The organism is Ehrlichia japonica (genome assembly GCF_000632845.1).
GTDB classification, from domain to species: Bacteria; Pseudomonadota; Alphaproteobacteria; order Rickettsiales; family Anaplasmataceae; genus Ehrlichia; species Ehrlichia japonica.
The window spans coordinates 1,110,213-1,133,230 of record NZ_CP007474.1 but is presented as its reverse complement, the minus strand read 5'-3'; the positions used below and the strand labels follow the sequence as shown (position 1 = coordinate 1,133,230).

Below are 23,018 nucleotides of genomic sequence, written 5' to 3'. Positions count from 1 at the left end.
ATATTACATGGTGCGGTCGAGAAGACTCGAACTTCCAAGGTCTTTATCAAACCACAGCGACCTCAACGCTGCGTGTCTACCATTCCACCACAACCGCGTATAACCTTTAATCTTAAATAAATTTACTGTGCATGTCAACGTAACTTGTTAACCATAAATTAATAGCTTTTTTTTGATTTTTTAAAAGATATTTTATACATACATAATGCCTATTATAATTGAAATTGAATTTATTGTAAAAGAATTTATTCTTAATGTAAGTTAACTATTACTTTGTTAATAAAGTATCATGCATAATAGTAAGCTTTTTTAGGCTGTAAAATATTTAGAAAAATGTATGAATGTAATGTTGATAACGTACAAGGTTGTACAATATGGATTTGTTGTGTAATGGTAAACTTTGATTGTAAGTAAACTATACATATACTTATAACTTTAAATTAATGTAAGAATTTTTCTTTGATCTTATAGATGTTTATATTGGCTAATTATATAATAATGTTACTAACTGCTGGTGTAAGATTGTGCTACGAAAAGTACTCCTTCAACTTGTGATCCATATATTTTGCAATAACTGGAATAGCTACACTGTAACCCTGATTTTGTAATGGAAGATTTTATGTACTCATCTGAATGGCAGAAGAAATCTCCTTCGTTGATAAATTGAAACCCTGATCCTTTCTTTCTTCTTGCAAGTCCAATAATAATACCGTTTGTATCTAACATTGTTTTCAATAATTTAAAGATAGGATTTAAGCTACCGGTGTACTGCAGTACTTCTGTTAAGATAATAACATCATATTTTTTCTTATCTTGATTTTTCTTTAGAAAATCAAAAATGTTTATATTTATTAGTTCATTGTAAGCTTGTTTTCCATTTACAAAACAACTTCTTGCTATATGGATCATTTTATTTGATAAATCGATACCTGTTATGTGATTACCTATGTTCTTCATTTTTAGAAATTGACCACATATACCAGTACCGCATCCTAGGTCTAAGATATTCAGATGTGACGATTTATTACCGAAAAAGTTTATTATTAAAGATTTGACATATTCGTGAGCTTTGTATTGTTTTGCTATGAGCCAATGCTCCACAAAATGTTCACTAGTGTAATCAAAGTATTGCTTTATGATATTTTCAGGTACATATACAATGCTTGCTGGATTTGTTATTTTGTTTAAGCAATATAAAGCATCTGCATAATTGTTGTCTAATTCTATTGCCTGTATAAAATTTTGTTGTGCTTTATTTAAGTTTTGTAAAACAAAGTAACATCTTCCAAGGTTATAGTATGCTATTGGTAATTTAGGTTTAAGAATACTAATAAGGCGAAATCTGAATTTTGCATCGGATATATTTCCTTTATAAAAATGATATAGACCAAGGTCGATATTAGTTTCGAGTAAATTCTTTAGTTTGTTTTGTAATAAAATAGCTTCATTTTTCATAGAAATGATTTTGTTTTTTATGGATTGAGAAATATCCTGTAGTTTTGGTATGGCTTTGTTAATGTTCAATATCAAAGACGATAAATTACGCTTTGCTATGAAGAAATTACTTTTCATACACCACTCGTCAAATTTTTGTTTGATACTAATATAGCATAGATATTTTATAATGAATAAACATAAACATATTCTTAAATTGGTAAGATAAAGTTTTCATATAACTTTCTATGATGCTCTATTGATTTAATTATTATGTCAGTCTTGTAGGCAAGATCCTGGTACATCTCATATTTATTATTTAATTTGTTTTTATAAGATATATGCTTCAGAAATTTTGAATGCATATGTAATATTATAAAATGTATTATACGTACATCTATAAGTCGGGAAATTAGATTATTAAGGGCTTTAAAATTTTTCCTTGTGATTTTTGATAATAAAAATAGCATTAACTTAATGTTAAAATGAATTAGTATCATTATATATATTACGCAGCATAACACTACACTCAAGCAGCCAATCATTACAGCACGCAAATAGTTAGATTCGTCACTTTCACCTAATGAAAGAACTCCTTTTGCACAAAGTACTTGCATTCTATGGTATAGTACTATTATAGGTGCGAAACAAAGAACTAAGACACCATTTATGTTTGCTTCTTTTAGTTTCATAAAAACTCGTTTATTATCGTTAGCATTGTAACATAACTATATACTGTATAAAAGTTTATTGATCTAAGAAAGTAGGACAGTGACTTATTGAGCACAATAGGTACCATTAAATATATATGATACCGTTCCTTCCATTAAAATAGTATTATCACTCTGGTATGATATTGATAAATTACCACCTTGTAAGTATATAGTTGCTGTGTTGTCAGTATACTGACGTCTTATTGCTGCAGCTAATGCTGCGCATGCACCGCTACCACATGAAGCTGTCTCTCCGGTCCCACGTTCCCAAACTCTAAGTTTAATTTTATCTCTAGACACAATTTCTGCAATACTGATATTTGCCTTTTCAGGGAAAAAGTCATGGTTTTCTAATTTCGGTCCTAGTTTATCTAATGGAATTGCTTCTATAGAGTCAACGAAAAATATTGCATGGGGATTCCCTACATTTACTCCTACAGGATCACTTAACATTTCTAATTCTATGGGTAAGTGTAAAGTATCACATTCTTGAGATGTAGGTATATCTGTCCAATGGAATCTAGCTATTCCTATGTTAACTTGTACGCTGTTTTCTGATGTTCTTAAACATGATAGTATACGATCAGATAGTTCAATTGTTACATTGTTATTTTGTGTTTCGTTACTTAATAAATAGCTTACACACCTTGCAGCATTTCCACACATTCCAACTTTGCTGCCATCTGCATTATATATGTGCATGAAACAATCAGCTTTTTCAGATTCTGTTATAACAATAATTTGATCACAGCCAATTCCTGTTTTCCTGTTAGCAATGGCTTTATAGTTAATGTTATTATAAGATCTTTTTCTACAATCTATAATTACAAAATCATTAAGTGTGCCATGCATTTTTATAAAGTCTATCATCATAATACTAAAGGAAAATGGTAGCATCATTATTGTGATCAATTTTAACAGATTTTCAAATATTTATTTTGTAAATAAAATGTTTTTGATAAGTACTGACCACTATCTAATTGTGTGTAGGGATGTATTTGTTTCTATAAATATACCAATATTGTTGGAACTATTATATATTTAAAAATATGAATAATCTTACAAATTAAGTTTTGTAATAATAGTTGTACAGAACGGCAAATGTTTGACCGTACATGATTTATGTAACAGTATAACAATTATATACTTATAGAACCTTTTAACAACTGTACTGCTTCTTTGTGTTCAGCAATAAAGCTTTCTTCTATGCTTTTTGGAAGTTTTATATTGAAACTAGAGCTAAAAAATTGAGATATATCCTGTAGTCTTGCTATATTATTCTTTTTTTTGCTAATGAATTTATAAGAAGAAATACCTTTTAGTATTTCAATGCTGAGAAGTTTATTTAACAGTACTGATTCCATTGTTGTATTGATTCTTAATAGTATGTTACTCATGACATTGTCTTCTGGTAAAGATATGTTATAGTGCTTAGAATATATTGTTATTATATATAAACAGGATATTTGTAATAAATGTGTTTGTTTGTATTTCTGATTTTTTACTATTTCCCATGTTATTTTAGTATATTTTGTGTCGTTCTTATTATTTATAGATGGAATATCTGACATTTCTTTACCTGAAAGAATCAATTACGACATTATAGATACTGATAGTTAAATAATATATAATAACAGCATTTATTTTTAGATTAATTTTTTGATGGATGGTGTGTATACATCTTTTATAAGTCTATGTTTACTTAAGTTCTGTTATTTATTACAAGATACTTTATCTGGCTGAATCTTTGGATGGGGTATTGTGAAATGGTTGTTGGCAAATAGCTGTATTTCTTCTTCGGATGTTTTCTTACACTTAAGTTTTAGAATGTTAAGTTATTATAATTAACCTTATGATAGAAGTTGGGTTTTTTCTACTCAAGGTTATGTGTTTGTATATAGATACTTGTAAAATTTGTCTAGAAATACATAGTCTTTAGTAGTGTTGAGCATAATGGTTTCTAACATTGTATGTTCATTAAATATTTTATGACATTATTAAAAACAGGAAATGTGACGGAGTATTATAACACTTCCCAGTGTTTATTATATATATGGTGTAGTTTTAATAATTGACATAATATTAAAGATGTTAATATTTTTTAACAAGTTAATAAATATAAAAGTTTAATATTTTTTCCTGTTTATAATATAGTTTAGGACTGTATTCGTTTATATGTTAGTTTTAATGTGTAATATAATGATAGAGTTTTATGTTGCTATAAGAATAGATTTGATTTTGTAGTAAAAAACACCTAATAAATTTTCTATAGTTTATAAATATACTTAACTATTTTAGTAATTTATTAAGTTGTTAAACAAGGTAACTTATATGTTAAAGTCCCATGATTTTACTTTTTGTAATATGAAAAAAATACAAGATTTTAGTTGTAGTGGTAAAACTGTGTTACTGCGTGCAGACTTAAATGTACCAGTAGATAATGGGCTAGTCTTGGATGATACGAGAATTGTTAGATTAACTACGACTATTAAATATTTATTGAGTAATAATGCGAAGATTATAATAATGTCGCATTATGGTCGTCCCAAATCTTACGATAAAGAATTTTCCTTGAAATTTTTGGTTGAGTATTTAAGTAAAGTATTTGCAACAAATGTAATATTTATAGATGGTGTAGTTGGAGATTATGTAGAGCGAATAATACAATCTGCTCCATCAGGAGCTGTATTGTTGCTAGAAAATTTAAGGTTTTATGCAGAAGAAGAAAAAAATGATTTAAATTTTGCGAAACAACTTGCGTTGTTGGCTGATATATATGTTAATGATGCTTTTTCTTGTTTACATCGTAAACATTCTTCTATAGATGCAATTACGAGAGTAATACCTTCTTTTATTGGTTTTAATTTTCAGGAAGAAATGAAATACTTGAATTGTGTTGTTTCAAATAGTGAAAAACCAGTAGCAGTAATAGTTGGTGGTTCAAAAATATCAACAAAAATTCATATGTTAAAAAATTTAATAAGAAAGATAGATTTTTTGATAGTAGGAGGAGCAATTGCAAATAATTTTTTATTATCACAAGGTTTAAAAATAGGAAAATCATTGTATGAAAAATTGGAAAAAGATCTTGTAACAGAAATTATGGATCTTGCTAAGAGGTATGAATGTAAAATTATTATTCCCGTTGATTACGTGGTAGCTAAAAATTCTGTTTATGAAAAAAGTATGATAAAAGACAATGATACCTTAGAATCTGATGATGTAATATTGGATATAGGTCCCCAAACTATTAATATAATTGCTGCTACGGTAAATAAATGTAGGACAGTTCTATGGAATGGTCCATGCGGGATGTTTGAAAAGGAATCTTTTTCTAAAGGGACGTTTAGTGTTGCGAACTTATTGTCAAGGTTGACTAAAGTAGGAAAGCTTAAAAGTATTGTTGGAGGTGGAGATAGTATATGTGCAATAAAATTATCTGGTCTTTCAAATGAAGACTTTACTTATATTTCTACAGGGGGAGGAGCTTTATTGCATTTTTTAAGTATTGCATAATTTTAAAGATAATATAAGTTCTAAAGGTGGTATCTTTAAAAATGTGTGTGAAGATTGATTGGACACTGATTGAAATATATCTTTTTAAAAGCATAGTAGTTCTTATAAGTATGCTTATTTTATCTTGCAATATTTACCTATATGTGTATTTAAATCTGTAGTCTTTTTATTGTGAATAATGTCGGTGTTTTATATTAGGTTTAATTTTTCTTAGGGAATTTTTTATTATAAAAGACATAATGTGCAATAGATGTAAATCCAGATATTATTTTAACAGTAGTTTTGTCATATGATTTTGAATGTTAAATATCTGGGATGAGTTAAACTAATTGCTTCTTGTAACGTTATTTAAAGACACTATAATTGACGATGCATAATTTTCAATTGTTAATTAACTTGCTGGTTAATATTGATATATTAAAAAAATAGTAAAAATATAATTTCCTATTTTATTATAGCTTCTATTGTTCCATCTTCTAGCTCAATTAATATAATATCATTTGGTTGTAGTTTTTTTATACTATTAATATGATTAAGATTCTTATCATATAATACAGCATATCCTGCTTCTAATGTTTTTTGTTTATTAAATTTGTTGATTTTATGATATAAATCACTTAAGGATTTTTTCTTATTTAATAACAATATTTTTAGTAATACTTCTATTTTGTTTGTATATTCAAATAGCTGGAGTTTTAATACTTTAATTTGGTGTTTAGTTTTTATTAAGTTGTTGTGTAGGTAAAACAATTGTTCTTTTTTTGTATTTATCTTATAGTGTAAAGTTGCTTTTATTTTGTTGAATTTACTGTCTATGAGGTCTATTAATTGAGTTTTTGTTGGTAGAACAATTTCTACTGCAGCTGTAGGTGTAGGGGCACGTATATCTGCTGCGTAATCAATTAAAGTAAAGTCAGTTTCATGTCCGATTGCAGAAACTATAGGAATGCTAGATTTGGTTACTGCTCTTACTATTGATTCGTCATTGAAAATCCACAGATCTTCTATACTACCTCCTCCTCTAGCAATGATTATTACATCTGGTTTGTTTATATCAGAATTATTTAGTTTTGATATTGCACTTATAATTTGATTAATAGATTCATTCCCTTGTACAGATACTGGAGATATGACTATATGGCTTGGAAAACGACTTTTTACTCTATTGAGTATATCGTTAATCACTGCTCCAGTGGTAGATGTAATCACACCTATAATTTTAGGTAATAAGGGTAAAGGTTTTTTGTTTAATTGATCGAAAAGTCCTTCTTTTTCTAATTTTGCTTTTCTTTGTTCAAGCATTATTTTTAAGTTACCTATTCCAGCTAATAACATTGTTTCTGTTATCAGTTGATATTTTGATTGATAGGTTGTTAGAAATCCAGAGCATATGACTTCTAACCCATTTTTTAGATCAAATTCAATTTTAGTATTATTCCAGCATACTGCATTAAGTACAGCAGCAGAGTCCTTTAGTGTAAAATATGTGTGTCCAGAATTTGGACGTGATAAATTACTAATTTCTCCTCTAACTTTTATGTGAGTAAATGTTTCATGTACGAAATTTTGAAAAATTCTTGTGACTTCACTGACAGTAAACTCTGGTATCATAAAAAGGCAATCTCAAATAAATTTCCTATTTTTATTTGTATACTGTCAGTATCTTTTGGTACGTAATGTATTATGTGTTCAAATTTATAGTCTTTTTTACTAGGAATAATATCAGTTTTGTGTTGATTTAATTTTTCTGCAGAAAGGGCTTTTTTCTGTTTGTTATAAAATACAAAATGTATACCAGGTATGAATCTTTCGTGATTAGATTGATTCTTGATAACTCCTTCAACTTTTATTGCAATGTTATTTTTATCATTTTTTAAGATTTTAACCTCAGAATGTGCTAACTGTATGTTTGTTGTATCATACATTTCTATTATACGATAAAATTTCCTGATTTTGTATGGCATATTGTTTTGAAGCATAACAGATATGGAAAATATCAATAATGCCATTACAATTATTGATAGTGTTTTCTTAAAAAGAAAATTGCTCTTAGTAGAATTATTATGTGAAGTGTTATTACTATCCTGTAAGTTGGGATTGGCTGTGAATTTTTTATTTGTGTATTTCTTTTCAGAGTGATCTACAATTTTATCCCGTGTATAGATATGTGTCCACGTATTATTACAGCTTGTGCATCTAACTTTTTTTCCACTAGTAGGGAATTTTTTACTGTCTACTCTATAAACTGCATTACAATTTTTGCATTCTATTCGCATTAACACAAGTTGCTAATTATATGATAATAACATATATAGTGTATTATTACAAACATGTCTATAATGTATGTGATTTACAACCCTTGATAATTTTAATTAGGCTAGATATTACAACATGTGAGATAGTTGTAATAAGATAAAACCATTTGTGTTTTATTGTCTGTGTTGTTAAACTAAAATTTTTTGTAAGAATTGGGTATAAATGTGGTAAATGTTTGTGATTTTCAAGAAGTGATTGAGGATGCCTGGAATAATTTAGCTGATCTTTCTGGTAATGCTTCAGTTAGAAAAGTTGTTGATGAGGTTATGGATCTTTTAGATCAAGGTAAAATCCGCGTATGTGAAAAAATAGAAGGTCAGTGGATAGTGAATGAGTGGGTAAAAAAAGCTATATTACTGTGTTTCCGTTTATATGATATGAGCTTTGCAGAAATTAGTAGTGCAAATTCAATTCTTGGTAGTTTGTGTTGGTTTGATAAGGTACAGTTGAAATTTGGTAAATGGGGTGCTGATGATTTTAAACAAGCAAAGATTAGAGCTGTCCCTGGCTCAATGGTTCGTAAATCTGCTTATATTGCGCCTAATGTAGTACTGATGCCTAGTTTTGTGAATGTAGGTGCGTATATAGATGAAGGTACTATGATTGATACTTGGGCATCTATTGGAAGTTGTGCTCAGATTGGTAAACATTGTCATATTTCTGGAGGTGCAGGAGTAGGTGGTGTATTAGAGCCATTAAATTCTAGACCTGTTGTTGTAGAAGATAATTGTTTTATTGGTGCTCGTAGTGAAATTGTTGAAGGTGTAATAATAGGTGAAGGTGCAGTAATTGCTATGGGCGTTTATATTGGAGCTTCTACTAGAATTATCGATAGAGCGTCTGGTGAAGTATTTTATGGAAGAGTTCCTCCATATTCTGTAGTAGTACCTGGTTCTTATGGTAGTGGTAATTTATCATTGTATTGTGCTGTTATTGTTAAAAAAGTTGATAATAAAACTAGAAATAAAGTGTCTATCAATGAACTTTTAAGGGATAATTCTTAACACACAATCCTTACAATTTTTCTAATTACATTAGAATGTTTAGAACGAGAAAAAGCCATTTATAGGTTATAAGTAGTTTCTATGAGTACTTTGATTTAAGTATATGCTGATGAATAATCAGCCCTTAAGTATATATGCCTAAAGGGCTTGAGTTTATGTTTTTGAATATGAGAAAGTGTGAGCATATGAACTATAAATTGTATATGTTATAAATGATAATAAGTTAGTTATCTGTACAGTTTTAATACAAATCTGAGAAGATTTTTTATATTATGTTTTTCTGTAAATACAAAAGTTAATTGGTATACTTTGAAAAAAAAGTTAATGCCCATGCAGTTATTCAGTAACATAATAACTTTTCATATGTTAGAAAATTTATGCTTTTTAATGGGAGTATAATTTTCTGTTTATAATATAGTGAATTTTATTTTAATAATGCTAAAATCTTAGGATAATTTCTGCTATTTGATAATAATGACTACAATTTTTGCGTTATGTACTCCATGGGGGAAGTCTGGAGTAGCTGTGATTAGGATCTCTGGTAAAGATGCTGCGAAAGCATTTGTACATTTTGGAATTAGTAATAATATTAAACCAAGAACTGCAACATTTACTCCTTTATACAATAAGAATGGGGAAGTAATAGATGAAATAATAGTAGTATATTTTGTTGCTCCGAATAGCTTTACTGGAGAAGATGTTATTGAATTTCATACTCATGGTAGTCTTGCTGTTATTAAAATGATATTAGCTGAGCTTGGAAAAATTTTTATTCCTGCTGGGCCAGGCGAGTTTTCTTTGCGTGCTTTTTTAAATAATAAAGTTGATTTGACTAAAGCTGAAGCAATAGTAGATCTTATAAATTCTGAAACAGAGATGCAGGCTAAACAAGCTATAAGGCAAATGTCTGGGGCTTTAGAAAAATTGTACCAAAATTGGCGGCAACAGTTGATTGATATGTTATCTAATATAGAAGCTTATATTGATTTTCCAGAGGAAGTTAGTAGCTCTGCTATGGCTAATATTGGTGATTCATTAAATAATTTGCAGGAGTCTTTAGAAGATCATCTTAATGATGATCGAAAGGGTGAAAGATTACGCCAAGGTATCTATGTTGCAATTGTTGGAGAACCTAATTCTGGAAAATCTACTTTATTTAATCATTTAGCGAAAAGAGATATTGCTATTGTTTCTGAATATGCTGGTACTACTAGGGATACTTTAGAGGCACATATAGATGTAGCTGGATATCCAATTATTATTGTCGATACTGCAGGCATTAGAGATAGTAGTGATCCAGTGGAGCAAGAAGGAATAAGACGTACAAAGTTAAGGGCTGAAGATGCTGATTTTAAAATAGTGATGCTTCCTTACGAGAAACGAGATGTTTTTAATAGTGAGATTATGAATTTAATAGACGATAAATCTATATGCATTTTAAGTAAAGCTGATGATGTTACAGATCAGAAATTAATATCTGTTTTTAATTTTAGTTTTGTTCCAATCTCTATATATTGCAACACTGGAATTGAAAATTTATTGAACTCAATCAAACATAAAGTAGAAAAAGATTTTCACTCTTGTAGTGCTAACCCTTTTATTACCTCTGAAAGGCAAAGAACGCATATTCAAAATACTTTAAATATTATAAAAACTATAGATTTAAAGTTACCTATTGAGATAATTTCAGAGGACTTAAGATTGTCTGTAAGGGAGTTAGGAAAAGTAGTGGGTGTTATTAGTGATGAGGACATATTAGATAATGTATTCAGTAAATTTTGTATAGGAAAATGATATGTATTTTGCATCATTAATTTGCATATGTATGAATATTTAAATTCGTAATGTAGTGTGAATATGCATAACTATTATGTTTGTTCTTTGTAAGCTTATTTCAAACTTATAGGAAGTTGTATAAAGTATTTTTAATAGATATAAAAATTGATACAATGTGTTCTTGCATAATTGTTACGTTTAGTAATTTTATTTTTTGTCTGTATGTTGAGTTTTTTGAAGATTTTCTATAAATGAGACTATTTCTTGGATTTCAGCCATTTTACCTAATCCGTGTTCATTGCAAATTGCTAATCCTTCTTTAGGTTCAATAATTATTATATTATCGCTTTTCAAACAGTTAATATTACGTTGATTTGCTTTTGAACTCCACATTACAGGGTTCATAGCTGGAACCATGATAATGGGAATATTTGAAGCAATTAAAACAGTTGTAGCTAGCTCGTCAGCAATACCGTGTGCTGTTTTTGCTATTATATCTAGTGTTGCAGGTGCTACTAGTAAAATATCTGAATTTCTTGTTAATGATATATGATGCATACTATTATGAACGTTAAAAAAATCTGCATCGGTGTATACAGGATTTCCAGATAATGATGCTATTGATAGTGGGGTAATAAACCTTTCTCCAGATTTACTTATTATGCCAGTAACTGTGTGATTATTTTCCTGTAATTTTCTTATCAGATCTAAAGATTTGTATGCTGCTATACTTCCTGATATTACTAGTAAAATTTTCATAAGATAAAATTAGGTAAACATTCAATTTCTATCATATATTTTTGTATATTCAAAATTTAATATTTATAATAACTTGATGTATTAATTTAATGTAGGATTATAGTTAAATGTGCAACTTAAGCATATTTTCTAGTATATATATGTTACCGGGTGTTAATAATATAGTAGGTAATTTATTAAAAAAGTTATGTGGTGGTGATAAAATTATAGATTTGTTATTTCATATACCACAAAGTTATGTTGACAGAAGAACTGGGTTATCTGAAGATGCTGTGGGTAAAATTGTAACTTTTATTGGTACTGTTAAATACCATGGTTTTATTGGTGGTAGAAGAAAATCCCAGTATAAAATTATACTTAATACATGTATTGGTGAAATATCATTAATTTTTTTTAATTACTCATTAAAGTATTTGAGAAATGTGTTAAAAGTAGGGTCAGCATGTGTAATAAGTGGTACCTTGGTAAGGTTTTTTGGATGTTTGCAGATTACGCATCCAGATTATATTATAACAGATATTAAAAAATTTCAGGACATTAGTATTATAGAACCTGTTTATCCACTAATTAGAGGATTAACTTCTAAAAGAATTTCAAAGTTAGTAAAGCTAAGTGTAAAGTTGTTGCCTGATTTTCCAGAGTGGATAGATGAAAAATTGTTAAGAAAGAATAAGTGGGATAGCTGGAAGGAAAGTTTAATAAAAATACATCATCCAGATACACTTGAAACTGTGTCTTTACATAGGGTAAGATTAGCATATGATGAATTATTGAGTCATCAAATCTCTATAAAAATGGTAAGGAAATTTGATTATCAGAAAGGTATCTCTATTGTAAGTAAGCAGATATACCACAATGATATTTTAAATAAACTACCTTTTAAGTTAACAACAGGGCAGGAAGAAGTAATATCTGAGATTACAAAGAGCCAAGCATCAGAAAATAGGATGGTAAAACTATTGATAGGAGATGTGGGTAGTGGAAAAACAGTAGTAGCTTTATTTGCTATTTTAAATGTTATAGAAAATGGAGGTCAGGTGGCTTTTATGGTTCCTACTGAGATATTAGCAGAGCAACATTATCGTTGGATGCAGGAAATACTGTCTGATATTCCAGTGAATATTGAGTTATTAACAAGCAAGGTAAAAAGGAAACAGAATATTAGAAAAAAATTGCAATTTGGTGAATGTGAAATAGTTGTTGGAACTCATGCTTTGTTTCAAGATAGTGTTGATTTTAACGATCTTAACTTAATTATCATTGATGAACAGCAGAGATTTGGAGTCTTACAAAGAATGAGGCTAGTTCGTAAGGGGGGTAATATGGCTGATATTCTTTTTATGACAGCTACGCCTATTCCCAGAACATTAGAACAAGTAGTGTATGGAGATATAGATTGTTTAAGGCTTAAAGATAAGCCTCATAATCGATTGCCTATACAAACTAGTGTTGTAAACATTGAAAGATTATCTGAAGTTATATCAAAATTGCAACTGGCTTTACAAGAAGGTAATAAGGCATATTGGATTTGCCCTTATATTGAAGATTCAGAATTAGTAGATATTGCAGCAGCTGAAAAACGTTTTGCTACTTTAAAAGAAGTGTTTGGCAAGGAAGTAGGTTTGGTACATAGTCGTTTATCTAAAGTTGAAAAAGATGAAGTTATGGTCTCTTTTTATAATGGGAATATTAAGTTGTTGGTTGCAACTACTGTAATAGAAGTAGGAGTTGATGTGCCTGATGCTACTATAATTATTATAGAGAATGCCGAACAATTCGGTCTATCACAGCTTCATCAACTACGTGGTAGGGTTGGCCGTAGTGATAAATCTTCATTCTGTATTTTATTGCATGGAAATATACTGAGTAAGATTGCCTATAAAAAGCTGTGTATATTACGTAAATTTCAGGATGGATTTTACATAGCTGAACAAGATTTATTGTTACGTGGTAGTGGAGATGTTTTAGGAGTAAAACAGTCAGGATTATCAAATTTTAAATTTGCAGATATTTATAAAGATCAATCCCTTATTTCTATTGCTACTAAGCAAGCAGAAGAGATTCTTAATATGAGCAAGACAGAATTAGATGATCATTTAACTCAGTTATTGTACATGTTTGGTTATGAGGCTTCTGTTATAAATTATTGACGAATAGTTTTCATTTTTAACAGAATTGTTTGTGTAGGTGAGAAATTTTTATAGATTTCGAATATTCTTAAGGAAGCAATTATAAATAAAAGATTATGAAAGATTTGAGGTAGTACGTTATACGTTGAGTGATGTCTATGGATTTCTTGCTTTTTAAGAAATGGTCTTTTTATTAGATGTAGATAGTTATCTACTTATGGATAATACCAATTTTATTTTTTGTGATTTTTGATATTATATAACAGTGCAGTTATGAAAAACTGCATAGGAGTTTATAATTTTGCTTGTATAAAAATGTTGATTTGAATGCAAGTTGTTTTTTTAAGGCTTTTATATAAAAAGACTATTAAGTTATCTCTGTAATATAATTATTGTTACGTATAAGGTTGAGGTATTAACATGTCTATAAAGCGTGTCATTATGTTTGGAGGGAGTGGTTTTATAGGTAGATACTTGGTAAAATACTTTGCTGATGATGGATATGTGATTAAAATTTTTACTAGATATCCAGAAAAGGCAAAGCAGTTAAAATTATGTGGAAATTTGGGACAAATAGAAGTTATAGGAGGCAATGTTGTTAACAGTGAAGAGATAGTAGAACATATACGTGGTTGTAATATTGTTATAAATTTACTTGGTACTTTATATAATGTAAAGAAATCTACTTTTTACGATATACATGCTAGAGCGGCAGAAAATATAGCTAAAGCTGCAAAAAGTTGTAATGTAAAGTTAATGATACATTTTTCAGTGATGGGAATTACTGAAATACAAAAATCTGATTATGCAAAAAGTAAATTAATGGGGGAAAGTCTCGTGAAGTCAGCTTTTCCTGACGCAGTGATTATAAGGCCCAATTTAGTTTTTGGTCCAGAAGATAAGTTTTTTAATAAATTTGCACAGTTATCAATGATTTGTCCATTTTTGCCGGTTATAGGGGGTGGGCGTGCCGTTTTCCAACCTATTTATGTTGATGATCTTGCTAGGTTTGTATTTAATGTTATTGAAAATTCAGTTACAAGTAAATTATATAATGTTTGTGGGCCTTATACTTATTCATTTAAAGAGTTATTGAGTTTTATTCTAAGCGTTACAAATAGAAAAAGTAAACTTATTAATATTCCTTTTAGTATAGCAAATGGATTAGCTTTTTTTTGTGAATTGAGAATTGTTTCTATTTTTTTAAAGCTTATTACTGGAACTACAGATCCAATGCTAACAAGAGATCAGATTAAATTTATTAGAGATATGACTGAATCTCATGATATATATCCTGTAGATAGCTTAAAAAATATGGGAATCGAATTTTCATCTGTTGAAGATATAGTTCCTAAATATTTACAGATTTATAAGAATTTTTAATCTTATATCCATATGTAAACTAGGTTGCTGTCTAACTTTTATAATGCATATAAATAATCTACATCCAGAATTTTAATGTCATTACTTTGTAAGTTGTAGGTTAAATTTACATTTAATTATCATTTAAGAAATTATTGCTGTAATCATTTTCTTGGTCATTACTATAAAGTTTTTGTTGTTTTTCTCGCCTTTCTTGTTCTTCTATAGAGTATAATGTGATAGGATTTGCTTCAAGTCTTGCAAGGCCAATCTTTTCTCCTGTTTCTTCACAATAACCATATAATCCATCATCTATTCGTTGGATAGCTTTATTTATCTCTATTATCAGTGCATCATTTCTTTTCCTAGTATTTAAGAGTAGTACGATATTATGCTCTCTTGTTGCCATATCTGTTAAATCTGCATCAGCTTGTGGTCGTAATAATTCTGCAGCTAATTCTTCAGACTCTTTTTGTAATATCTCACGCCATTTAAGCAGTTTTTGCCGGAAGTATTCTAATTGTTTGTGATTCATGTAATTGCTGTCATCTTCATCTTCAGGGAATTTAGTATTATAGTTTTTTTTCAACATTTGTATTCCTTATTTGTGATACAACTAGCAATAATTTAAATATAGTTGATTAAAAATTCATGTATGATATGTGATATAATAATAATGTTTTTATCAGTTGTGAGCTGAATATGCGCAATAGTAGCATGTTAATGCATGAGTTAAGGTTATTAATAAGTAGGAAAGGTAATCTTTTAAATGCAATTATTCTTTTTATATTAATAGTTAGTACAGCATTATTTACTATGAAGAATACTGGAATAGAAAAAGCTCTACCAACTATTTTATGGATTTGTAGTATTTCTACTATGCATATGTCTATGTGTAATTTGTTTGACAGTGATTATGCTAATGGATCTTTAGAACAAGTATTAATACAGGATAGTATGATAGAACTAGTGATATTTTTTAAAATTTTGTCGCATTGGATTTGTATAGGAATACCAGTAAGTATTATTTCCATGTTCATAGATTTTGTAATTTTAGAGAGTGACATATATGCTACTTTAGGTTTAGGTTTATCTTTAGGAATTAGCTTACTAGTAATTAGCTTTATATCAGCCGTAGGTGATACTTTAGTATTGGGAAAAAGTGTTGGTGTGATAATAGCGCAAATTTTGACATTGCCTATTATGATTCCGGTATTAGTATATTTTAGCCTTGTATTTGACGGCTTAAGAAATGGTTTATACGAGGCAAATTTAATGTTACTTGGATTAATTGTTGCTGGGTTAATACCTATTAGTGTGATATTTGTATCGTTTGCAATTAAGCTTGCTGTTGAGTATGATTAAACTTATAAGGTATTTCTCATTAATATTTAACAGTCTGAAAAATGGTTTATACAAGGCAGATTTAAATGTTACTTGGATTAATTGTTGCTGGGTTAATACCTATCAGTGTGATATTTGTATCGTTTGTAATTAGGCTTGCTGTTGAGTGTGATTAACTTTTATAAGATATTTCTCATTAATATTTAACAGTTTGAGAAATAGTTCATACAACAAGAAGTCTAATATTACTTGATTCCTATTGCTCAGCTGGCTTCTATCAATCATGTATGGTTGACTTTTACAGGATATTCCTTATTATGTTAATTGGTGGGTAATTAGCTCATTTGGTTAGAGCACTTGCTTGACGTGCAAGAGGTGACTGGTTCGAATCCAGTATTGCCCACTAAATCTGACGTAAATTTGGTGATAAAATGTCACTTATTCATAAAAATAAGCCTTCCAAGCATGAAAATAAGCTAATATATGCTATTCTTGTTATAATTATTACGATGATTATAGAAGTAGTTGGAGGGGTAATATCAAATTCTTTAGCATTGCTTTCAGATGCTGGACATATGTTTACTGATTTTATTGCTTTGTTGTTGAGTTGGTTGGCTTATAAAGTTGCTATGAGAAAGTCAGATTCATGTCTTTCCTATGGTTATCATCGTTTTCAAGTTGTTGCTGCTTTTATTAATGGACTGACTTTATTTGGTATAGCTATTTTGATCATTTTAGAATCAATAAAACGCTTTTTTTCTCCAGAGCAAGTTTGCTGGGAAATTATGATGTCTGTTGCAGTATTAGGATTAATAGCAAATATTGTGTCATTTTTTCTATTGTATAGAAAAAATGAGAACAATCTGAATCTGAAAAGTGCAGTTTTACATGTTGTTGGTGATTTATTAGGGTCTGTTGCAGCAATTGTTGCTTCTATTGTAATTATGTTTACTTCATGGCAGATAATGGATCCTCTTTTATCAGTGTTTGTCAGTATTATAATACTTGGTGGTGCATGTAGGATTATTAAAAATTCTGGTCATATTTTACTTGAAGGTACTCCGGATACTGTGAATCCAGATAAAATTAAACAAGCTATTTGTGAAAGCATTACTGAAGTTTTAGATGTTCATCATATTCATATTTGGTCGTTGACTACAGATCATCCAATTATGACAATGCATGTTAAACTCGATAAAGCAGCTGTAACTAATAATTTAAAATATAGTCAAGTTTTAGTGTCTATAAAAAAGTTGCTGAGCAAAGATTTTTGTATTATTCATGTTACTATTGAAGCCGAATATGATAATTGTGCTGATGATAGTGTTATGATTGAAGCAGCTCATAATTAATGAGTGGGGCTATAGGGTATGATTAAGGATTTATTCTCTGACAATGACTTAGTTGGATGATTCCTAATTCTTTACCGTAAAAGTAGGTAAGTTCAACTCTTCTTTAGTTTTGATTTTTAAATATTAAATAATAATTTTTTGATTGTATTGTCCATTATATAATATTGAGTATGACAATATCACATAACATTAAATGTATATTTATTAATTTGTGTTATATTCTATATAGACGGTTGATTAGAAGTGATAGTGTGTGTGTTGATGTATTGTAGTTAATGGTAAGATAAGCAGCCTTAATTATATATAGGTATAAATTAAGTAGATTGAAATGATTAATAATTTTGTCTGTAGGTTATTTTTTATTAGCTTGTTTTTTATGTTTAATAGTGCTTTTGGTTATGATGATACTGAAGCATGTAGAGAATATATTAGACCATGCTATTTTATTGTTGCATTAAAAAATCAAATTGAAGTTAGTATCCAAGAGATTCAAGATAAAGCTGAAATGTATTCTAGTATTCAATCCATAGTTGATAGAGTGCTTAATATAAAAGATATTTCAAAATTTGTTGTAGGATCATATTGGAACACTATGTCTACTGATGAACAGGAAAAGTTTGTTAATGAATATAGTCAATATATTAGACGAATGTACAGTGAGCAATTATGTAAGTATTCTGTTTATAATATGAGTGTTCTATCTATTAAGAATCCAAAAAAAGATCATTACTTGATTAATACTAGGTTATCACATGAAAGAGATGTTAATAATTTTGTAATAGTTGAATTTAAGTTAAGTGATGTTGATGGTAGATTTCTATTGTCTGATATAAAAATTAATAATGCAATTAGTTTTGCTATAGTTCAGCGTTCTATGATTAAAAATATGATAAGTAAACAAGGTATTGATGGAATGATATCTTATTTTCAGTCAGAAAATGCTTCTGCTAAGTATTAATTTGGTTCTGTTGTTTATAAATTAAAAGTAATATTTATCAGTTAGGGTTATTGTGTTTACAACTAGAATTATATGTTATTTAAACTATTCGGAGTAATAATCACCTATGTAAGGGTTTTAATAGTAATCCTTTTTATGTTCATCTGAGGCAACTAAATCTATGACAAACACTAATTGTTGGTTGCTTTAATGATATTTGATACGAAGTAAAGTTTTATTAATTAACAAACTTAACAAAATCTAAAGCCTGTATTTTTGATAGGCTCTGTACACTCTTAGAAAGCCAGCCTATGGATTATAAGGAAATGAAAATGCTATAAAAATCTAGCATACCATAAATAAGAAAAGCATCAGCTTTTGCAAAAACTGAATATAGTTTACACAGCTCTTGCTTGTTGTTGTAAGTCAAATGTTTTTAACTTTAGAGCCATACGACTAATTTTTCTTGCTGCAGTATTTCTGTGTATAATTCTTTTATTGACACACTTATGTAAGTTTGATTCAGCTTTTTTAAATGTTTCAACCATTAACTCCTTGTTTTCTGCAGCTAAAGCAGCCATAAATTTTTTTACGTAATTATGTGCTTTACTTTTTCGCATACGATTAACCATAGTGCGCTTCTTTATTACCTTAATCATTTTTTTAGCACTTGGGTGATTTGCCATACCTAAATAACCTATCTTATCGTTTTCTATATAAACTCTATAAGTAAATTTCAATCAATGCAAGAGTTTTATATGTTTGTGATATTTAACAACAAGGTAGCAAGGAAAAGTATAGTTTAAAACGTTATTTTTTTCATTTGTAATTATGGTTGAATTAGTACGAACAACCACACATAATTAAAGAAGTATTGTGAATGATAGGGATGGGCAGGTTATTGTAAAGCCTCCTTAATTAGTAAATTGCTTGCTGTTGAAATTCTTCTTTCAAGTTCATTTGTAAATTCTTGTTTGGTTAATCCAGGATAGATAGGAGGTAAAACTTGTAAGATAGCTTTGCCAGGTCTTTTTCTTAAGGAGCAAATACTAGCTGGCCAGAATAGACCAGTATTGACTGCTATTGGTACTATAGGAATTGATAACTGACTATATATGGCTGCAACACCTGATTTTATAGTTACTTTTGTTCCTGGTATTGCTCTTGAGCCTTGAGGAAAAATTATAACTGTTCTTCCTTCCTTTACATATAGGCTTGTTGTTTTTAATATATGTTTTAAAGCTTGAATTTTTTGGTGACGGTTAATGAATATCATTTTTAGTAGCATGAAGTATATGCCAAAAATTGGTAGATACCTTAACTCTTTTTTTAGAATGTATGCTGGATCTTTAAATATAGTAAACAGTATTAACGTCTCCAAAGGAGATTGGTGTTCCGATGCAATAATATATGGAGAATTGTTGGGTAGGTTTTCGTACCCACGTATTTCATAGCCTATTTTGTCTATGGTTTTACATAAAAATAATATTACTTTTATGCCATAAACTGAACATTTTATTTTTAATGAGATCGGAAGTATCAAGTATAATGGTAGAAATATTATAGCATGTAGTGCTGTAAAAAGTGTTGATAATATATAAAACAGCATTGTGAATCTAATGTCCTAGTGTTGGCTTTATATGAATATAATATAATCTATAATTCTAAAGACAACCTATTTTTAATATTATAAAATGGGTATTAGTTTTACAATTATCACTCTTCTTGTAGGAAATTGTTGTTATAGATATGGGAAATGTGGATAGGTAAATCAGTTTGACAGATGTAGATTATGTAGGTGGATGTACACAGCTGTTTTTATATAATCTAAGATAAAACTATGTAGATATTAAAAAATAATACATATAGCAAGTGTTTGTCTAAAATTCTTTGCACACGGTATAACAATATATGTTAATAAGCATTATAAACGTCAAAAATTTACAATACTTACAGTAAATAATATAGAAGTGTACATATGTGTAAGTGAATAAACTTAGGATAAATGATAATGATTATTTCATAAATTGATGTTCTACTTTTTCAGATTCAGAATCCTAGATTTTTTAGTAATGTATAATAATAGAGTAGGTGTGTAGTAAAACTTAGAGGTAGTTTGTAAAGTAGTAACATAAATACCTAATGAAGAAGTATTTATATAATATCTTCCCTTAAGGTCCCAAACTATTATACAGGTGTATTATTGGAAATACCCTTATTAATAAAAAAGCTGTGATATAGGAACATATGAAAAATGCTTAAGGTTTTTGTAAGCATACTCAATTTATAAGGTGCAGTATTTAGTAAGTTGGAATATTAATAGAAGTAATATGTATCTTTAAGGACAAAAATGAAGATTTTTAGGTTAATATTTTGATATGATAATCAACAGGTTTTATTGTTAGGTACTCCATAGTCCACTTTATCCAATAGCTTTGTAGAATAGATGGTATTACATTTATTCACAAAATAATATTTATAATGAGAATCAGATACAAGTATAGTAAAAATATCATATATAGTACTATAAATGGGTACTGATGAGGTATACAGCGACGTTGTAAATCTTGAATTAATATTTGTTTCGTGTAATATAATAGGTTAGTTCTAATAACAAACAGTTATAAGGAAATCAATGTCAGTTTTACCAATTGTTACTGTTCCTGATAAAAAATTGTCATTATATTCTGAAGAAGTTAAAGAAGTAGATCAATCTATAAAAAAGTTAGTTGATGATATGTTTGAAACAATGCACGCTAATCAGGGGCTAGGGTTAGCTGCTGTTCAAGTTGGTATTCATAAACGTATTCTTGTTGTGAATGTTCCGGAAGAACTTGGCAATTCTGAGGATATTAAAAATAAAATAGAAGGATATGAACTATATGGAGGACCTTACTGTATAATTAATCCTAAGATTGTTGATTTATCTGAAGAGAAAATTAATTTAAGAGAAGGATGCTTGTCTGTTCCTGGTTATTTTGATTATGTAGTGCGTTCTCAGTATGTTACTGTTCAATATCTAGATTATAATGGTAATGAGTGTATAATTAGAGCCCAAGGATGGCTTGCTAGGTGTTTAGAACATGAAATTGATCATTTAAATGGGATTGTGTTTTTAAAGTACCTATCTAAATTTAAGCGTGATTTTGCAATAGAAAAAGTGAGAAAAAAAGAACAAACTGACCTATTATAATTGTTGGTGTTGATAGTGAATAACTTAGACTTGTTGGAAGTATTAAAGTTTTATCATGAAAGTGGTGTTGATTGTACGTTAGAAGATGTAGAGTGTAATACTTTTGCAAATAAAAATCTATCTTTACAAAGTAGTAATAGTACAGGATATGGTATGGAAGAGAAAAAGGCAAGTATTAAAGAAAATACAGAAGGGTACTATTTATTAAAAGCTCAAAATCTTGCTGAACAATGCAATACCATAGAGCAGTTGAAAAGTGCTATAGAATCTTTTGATGGATGTGATATAAAAAATTTAGCAACAAATACTGTATTTGCTGATGGAAATCCTAAAGCAAAAGTAATGTTAATAGGAGAAGCTCCGGGAGCGAATGAAGATTTAAAAGGTATCCCATTTTGTGGTGCTAGTGGTGTGCTACTTGATAAAATGTTACAGGCAATAGGCTTTGACAGAACTACTGTGTATATTAGCAATGCTGTTTTTTGGCGTCCCCCTGGTAATAGAAGACCAACAGATTTTGAAATAGCGGTATGTAAGCCTTTTGTAGAAAAACATATAGCTTTGATTATGCCTAAAATATTAGTATTGGTTGGAAGTACTGCATGTTATTCTATGCTTGATTCTAAAAATCCTATATCTAAACTTAGAGGGAGATTTCATTCATATAGTAATCAATTTTTTCAGCATAGTATTACTACAGCTATTATATTTCATCCATCATACTTATTACGTCAACCAATGCAGAAACGTATTGCTTGGGAAGATTTAAAACAAATTAAGCGTTATTTTGATACTTTATAATGCGGAAATAGTGTGCTTTTTATACAAAATATTCTGTTGGGGGTATGCTAAGGCTTGATTCATGTTACGAAGTAGTGTTGTAGCTGTCGAGTGTTTATGTTGAGAAACTGTTTAGAAAATTTGTAATAGATCAAGTTTATAATGTAAAAATATTTTACTTTTATAAATATACAAATATCCTCAGAAATCTGAGACTTTAAATGATGTTCTAAATGAATTTGTAATTCATGTTTGAACATATGTTGTGGTGTACTATAAATAAGCTAGCAATTAGTTTTGCATATACAGAGATACTGATAAATCAGTTTTATACAATTCTATAAATCAAGACTACAAGCAGTTGTAAGCTATTATTAATTTTATTATTTAGAATATAAGTTAA

20 protein-coding genes and 2 tRNA genes are annotated in these 23,018 nt (G+C 28.9%); 11 read left to right on the top strand and 11 right to left on the bottom strand.

Annotated features, from left to right (window positions below; all coding sequences use genetic code 11):
* Positions 1–8: 8 nt before the first annotated feature.
* The 5 genes from EHF_RS04440 to EHF_RS04420 form a co-directional block, all read right to left on the bottom strand.
* A tRNA-Leu gene (locus EHF_RS04440) sits at positions 9–97 on the bottom strand.
* Positions 98–504: 407 nt separating this feature from the next.
* Positions 505–1,572: a methyltransferase domain-containing protein gene (locus EHF_RS04435; RefSeq protein ID WP_044195681.1), complete on the bottom strand. Its 1,068-nt coding sequence runs from the start codon at positions 1,570–1,572 to the stop codon at positions 505–507.
* A gap of 74 nt (positions 1,573–1,646) precedes the next feature.
* Complete coding sequence (locus EHF_RS04430) at positions 1,647–2,126, bottom strand: hypothetical protein (RefSeq protein ID WP_044195678.1); 480 nt, start codon at positions 2,124–2,126, stop codon at positions 1,647–1,649.
* An 84-nt stretch (positions 2,127–2,210) separates the two neighbouring features.
* Positions 2,211–3,017: a diaminopimelate epimerase gene (gene dapF, locus EHF_RS04425; RefSeq protein ID WP_044195675.1), complete on the bottom strand. Its 807-nt coding sequence runs from the start codon at positions 3,015–3,017 to the stop codon at positions 2,211–2,213.
* Positions 3,018–3,286: 269 nt separating this feature from the next.
* Entirely contained in the window at positions 3,287–3,718 is a 432-nt protein-coding gene (locus tag EHF_RS04420; protein ID WP_044195671.1) for a hypothetical protein, read from the bottom strand.
* A gap of 760 nt (positions 3,719–4,478) precedes the next feature.
* Between EHF_RS04420 and EHF_RS04415 the strand changes: the two genes are divergently transcribed.
* Complete coding sequence (locus tag EHF_RS04415) at positions 4,479–5,663, top strand: phosphoglycerate kinase (protein ID WP_084475747.1); 1,185 nt, start codon at positions 4,479–4,481, stop codon at positions 5,661–5,663.
* Positions 5,664–6,107: 444 nt separating this feature from the next.
* Here EHF_RS04415 and xseA read toward each other — a convergent pair whose 3' ends face one another.
* Positions 6,108–7,274, bottom strand: a complete 1,167-nt coding sequence (gene xseA, locus EHF_RS04410) for an exodeoxyribonuclease VII large subunit (RefSeq protein ID WP_044195669.1) — start codon at positions 7,272–7,274, stop codon at positions 6,108–6,110.
* Positions 7,271–7,939, bottom strand: a complete 669-nt coding sequence (locus EHF_RS04405; RefSeq protein ID WP_044195667.1) for a zinc-ribbon domain-containing protein — start codon at positions 7,937–7,939, stop codon at positions 7,271–7,273. The genes xseA and EHF_RS04405 overlap by 4 nt, the downstream gene beginning before the upstream one ends.
* A 204-nt stretch (positions 7,940–8,143) precedes the next feature.
* On the opposite strand from EHF_RS04405, the gene dapD reads away from it, so the two are divergent.
* Entirely contained in the window at positions 8,144–8,983 is an 840-nt protein-coding gene (dapD, locus tag EHF_RS04400; protein ID WP_044195664.1) for a 2,3,4,5-tetrahydropyridine-2,6-dicarboxylate N-succinyltransferase, read from the top strand.
* Between the two features lie 474 nt (positions 8,984–9,457).
* The gene (gene mnmE, locus EHF_RS04395; protein WP_044195661.1) at positions 9,458–10,777 is read left to right on the top strand and encodes a tRNA uridine-5-carboxymethylaminomethyl(34) synthesis GTPase MnmE; all 1,320 of its coding nucleotides are present in this window, start codon (positions 9,458–9,460) and stop codon (positions 10,775–10,777) included.
* Between the two features lie 189 nt (positions 10,778–10,966).
* Here the strand turns inward: mnmE and EHF_RS04390 are convergent, their stop codons facing one another.
* Complete coding sequence (locus EHF_RS04390; protein WP_044195660.1) at positions 10,967–11,518, bottom strand: phosphopantothenoylcysteine decarboxylase; 552 nt, start codon at positions 11,516–11,518, stop codon at positions 10,967–10,969.
* Between the two features lie 140 nt (positions 11,519–11,658).
* On the opposite strand from EHF_RS04390, the gene EHF_RS04385 reads away from it, so the two are divergent.
* Positions 11,659–13,668, top strand: a complete 2,010-nt coding sequence (locus EHF_RS04385; protein ID WP_044195957.1) for an ATP-dependent DNA helicase RecG — start codon at positions 11,659–11,661, stop codon at positions 13,666–13,668.
* 399 nt (positions 13,669–14,067) lie between these two features.
* On the top strand, positions 14,068–15,030 hold the full coding sequence (locus tag EHF_RS04380) for a complex I NDUFA9 subunit family protein (protein WP_044195657.1): 963 nt from the start codon (positions 14,068–14,070) through the stop codon (positions 15,028–15,030).
* 112 nt (positions 15,031–15,142) lie between these two features.
* Here the strand turns inward: EHF_RS04380 and EHF_RS04375 are convergent, their stop codons facing one another.
* A complete protein-coding gene (locus tag EHF_RS04375) occupies positions 15,143–15,601 on the bottom strand; it encodes a TraR/DksA family transcriptional regulator (protein WP_044195653.1) in 459 nt (152 codons plus the stop codon).
* Between the two features lie 110 nt (positions 15,602–15,711).
* On the opposite strand from EHF_RS04375, the gene EHF_RS04370 reads away from it, so the two are divergent.
* The 4 genes from EHF_RS04370 to EHF_RS04355 all read left to right on the top strand — a co-directional run bounded on the left by EHF_RS04370 (position 15,712) and on the right by EHF_RS04355 (position 18,663).
* Positions 15,712–16,374 (top strand): heme exporter protein CcmB, encoded by a 663-nt coding sequence (locus EHF_RS04370; protein ID WP_044195651.1) that lies wholly within the window; start codon positions 15,712–15,714, stop codon positions 16,372–16,374.
* A gap of 308 nt (positions 16,375–16,682) precedes the next feature.
* Positions 16,683–16,756, top strand: a tRNA-Val gene (locus EHF_RS04365).
* A 28-nt stretch (positions 16,757–16,784) separates the two neighbouring features.
* Positions 16,785–17,705 carry a cation diffusion facilitator family transporter gene (locus EHF_RS04360; protein WP_044195648.1) on the top strand — a complete coding sequence of 307 codons (921 nt, stop codon included), beginning with the start codon at positions 16,785–16,787 and terminating at the stop codon, positions 17,703–17,705.
* Positions 17,706–18,081: 376 nt separating this feature from the next.
* Positions 18,082–18,663, top strand: coding sequence for an MlaC/ttg2D family ABC transporter substrate-binding protein (locus EHF_RS04355; RefSeq protein ID WP_232228942.1), 582 nt, complete (start codon positions 18,082–18,084; stop codon positions 18,661–18,663).
* A gap of 377 nt (positions 18,664–19,040) precedes the next feature.
* Here EHF_RS04355 and rpsT read toward each other — a convergent pair whose 3' ends face one another.
* Together rpsT and EHF_RS04345 are read right to left on the bottom strand one after the other, a co-directional pair.
* Positions 19,041–19,328, bottom strand: coding sequence for a 30S ribosomal protein S20 (gene rpsT / locus EHF_RS04350; protein WP_044195643.1), 288 nt, complete (start codon positions 19,326–19,328; stop codon positions 19,041–19,043).
* Positions 19,329–19,540: 212 nt separating this feature from the next.
* A complete protein-coding gene (locus EHF_RS04345) occupies positions 19,541–20,251 on the bottom strand; it encodes a lysophospholipid acyltransferase family protein (RefSeq protein WP_044195641.1) in 711 nt (236 codons plus the stop codon).
* A gap of 1,026 nt (positions 20,252–21,277) precedes the next feature.
* Between EHF_RS04345 and def the strand changes: the two genes are divergently transcribed.
* Together def and EHF_RS04335 are read left to right on the top strand one after the other, a co-directional pair.
* The gene (gene def / locus EHF_RS04340; RefSeq protein WP_044195638.1) at positions 21,278–21,835 is read left to right on the top strand and encodes a peptide deformylase; all 558 of its coding nucleotides are present in this window, start codon (positions 21,278–21,280) and stop codon (positions 21,833–21,835) included.
* Between the two features lie 15 nt (positions 21,836–21,850).
* Positions 21,851–22,636, top strand: coding sequence for a uracil-DNA glycosylase (locus EHF_RS04335; protein WP_044195635.1), 786 nt, complete (start codon positions 21,851–21,853; stop codon positions 22,634–22,636).
* The last annotated feature ends 382 nt before the right edge of the window (positions 22,637–23,018 follow it).

What these genes read in the sequence shown, in the direction of transcription:
- EHF_RS04435 (WP_044195681.1), bottom strand. Translation starts at nt 1,572, where the DNA reads ATGAAAAGTAATTTCTTCATAGCAAAGCGTAATTTATCGTCTTTGATA.
- EHF_RS04385 (WP_044195957.1), top strand. Translation starts at nt 11,659, where the DNA reads ATGTTACCGGGTGTTAATAATATAGTAGGTAATTTATTAAAAAAGTTA.
- EHF_RS04390 (WP_044195660.1), bottom strand. Translation starts at nt 11,518, where the DNA reads ATGAAAATTTTACTAGTAATATCAGGAAGTATAGCAGCATACAAATCT.
- mnmE (WP_044195661.1), top strand. Translation starts at nt 9,458, where the DNA reads ATGACTACAATTTTTGCGTTATGTACTCCATGGGGGAAGTCTGGAGTA.
- EHF_RS04370 (WP_044195651.1), top strand. Translation starts at nt 15,712, where the DNA reads ATGCGCAATAGTAGCATGTTAATGCATGAGTTAAGGTTATTAATAAGT.
- EHF_RS04360 (WP_044195648.1), top strand. Translation starts at nt 16,785, where the DNA reads ATGTCACTTATTCATAAAAATAAGCCTTCCAAGCATGAAAATAAGCTA.
- EHF_RS04405 (WP_044195667.1), bottom strand. Translation starts at nt 7,939, where the DNA reads ATGCGAATAGAATGCAAAAATTGTAATGCAGTTTATAGAGTAGACAGT.
- dapF (WP_044195675.1), bottom strand. Translation starts at nt 3,017, where the DNA reads ATGATAGACTTTATAAAAATGCATGGCACACTTAATGATTTTGTAATT.
- xseA (WP_044195669.1), bottom strand. Translation starts at nt 7,274, where the DNA reads ATGATACCAGAGTTTACTGTCAGTGAAGTCACAAGAATTTTTCAAAAT.
- EHF_RS04415 (WP_084475747.1), top strand. Translation starts at nt 4,479, where the DNA reads ATGTTAAAGTCCCATGATTTTACTTTTTGTAATATGAAAAAAATACAA.
- EHF_RS04420 (WP_044195671.1), bottom strand. Translation starts at nt 3,718, where the DNA reads ATGTCAGATATTCCATCTATAAATAATAAGAACGACACAAAATATACT.
- EHF_RS04355 (WP_232228942.1), top strand. Translation starts at nt 18,082, where the DNA reads ATGTTTAATAGTGCTTTTGGTTATGATGATACTGAAGCATGTAGAGAA.
- EHF_RS04375 (WP_044195653.1), bottom strand. Translation starts at nt 15,601, where the DNA reads ATGTTGAAAAAAAACTATAATACTAAATTCCCTGAAGATGAAGATGAC.
- EHF_RS04430 (WP_044195678.1), bottom strand. Translation starts at nt 2,126, where the DNA reads ATGAAACTAAAAGAAGCAAACATAAATGGTGTCTTAGTTCTTTGTTTC.
- EHF_RS04380 (WP_044195657.1), top strand. Translation starts at nt 14,068, where the DNA reads ATGTCTATAAAGCGTGTCATTATGTTTGGAGGGAGTGGTTTTATAGGT.
- rpsT (WP_044195643.1), bottom strand. Translation starts at nt 19,328, where the DNA reads ATGGCAAATCACCCAAGTGCTAAAAAAATGATTAAGGTAATAAAGAAG.
- EHF_RS04345 (WP_044195641.1), bottom strand. Translation starts at nt 20,251, where the DNA reads ATGCTGTTTTATATATTATCAACACTTTTTACAGCACTACATGCTATA.
- def (WP_044195638.1), top strand. Translation starts at nt 21,278, where the DNA reads ATGTCAGTTTTACCAATTGTTACTGTTCCTGATAAAAAATTGTCATTA.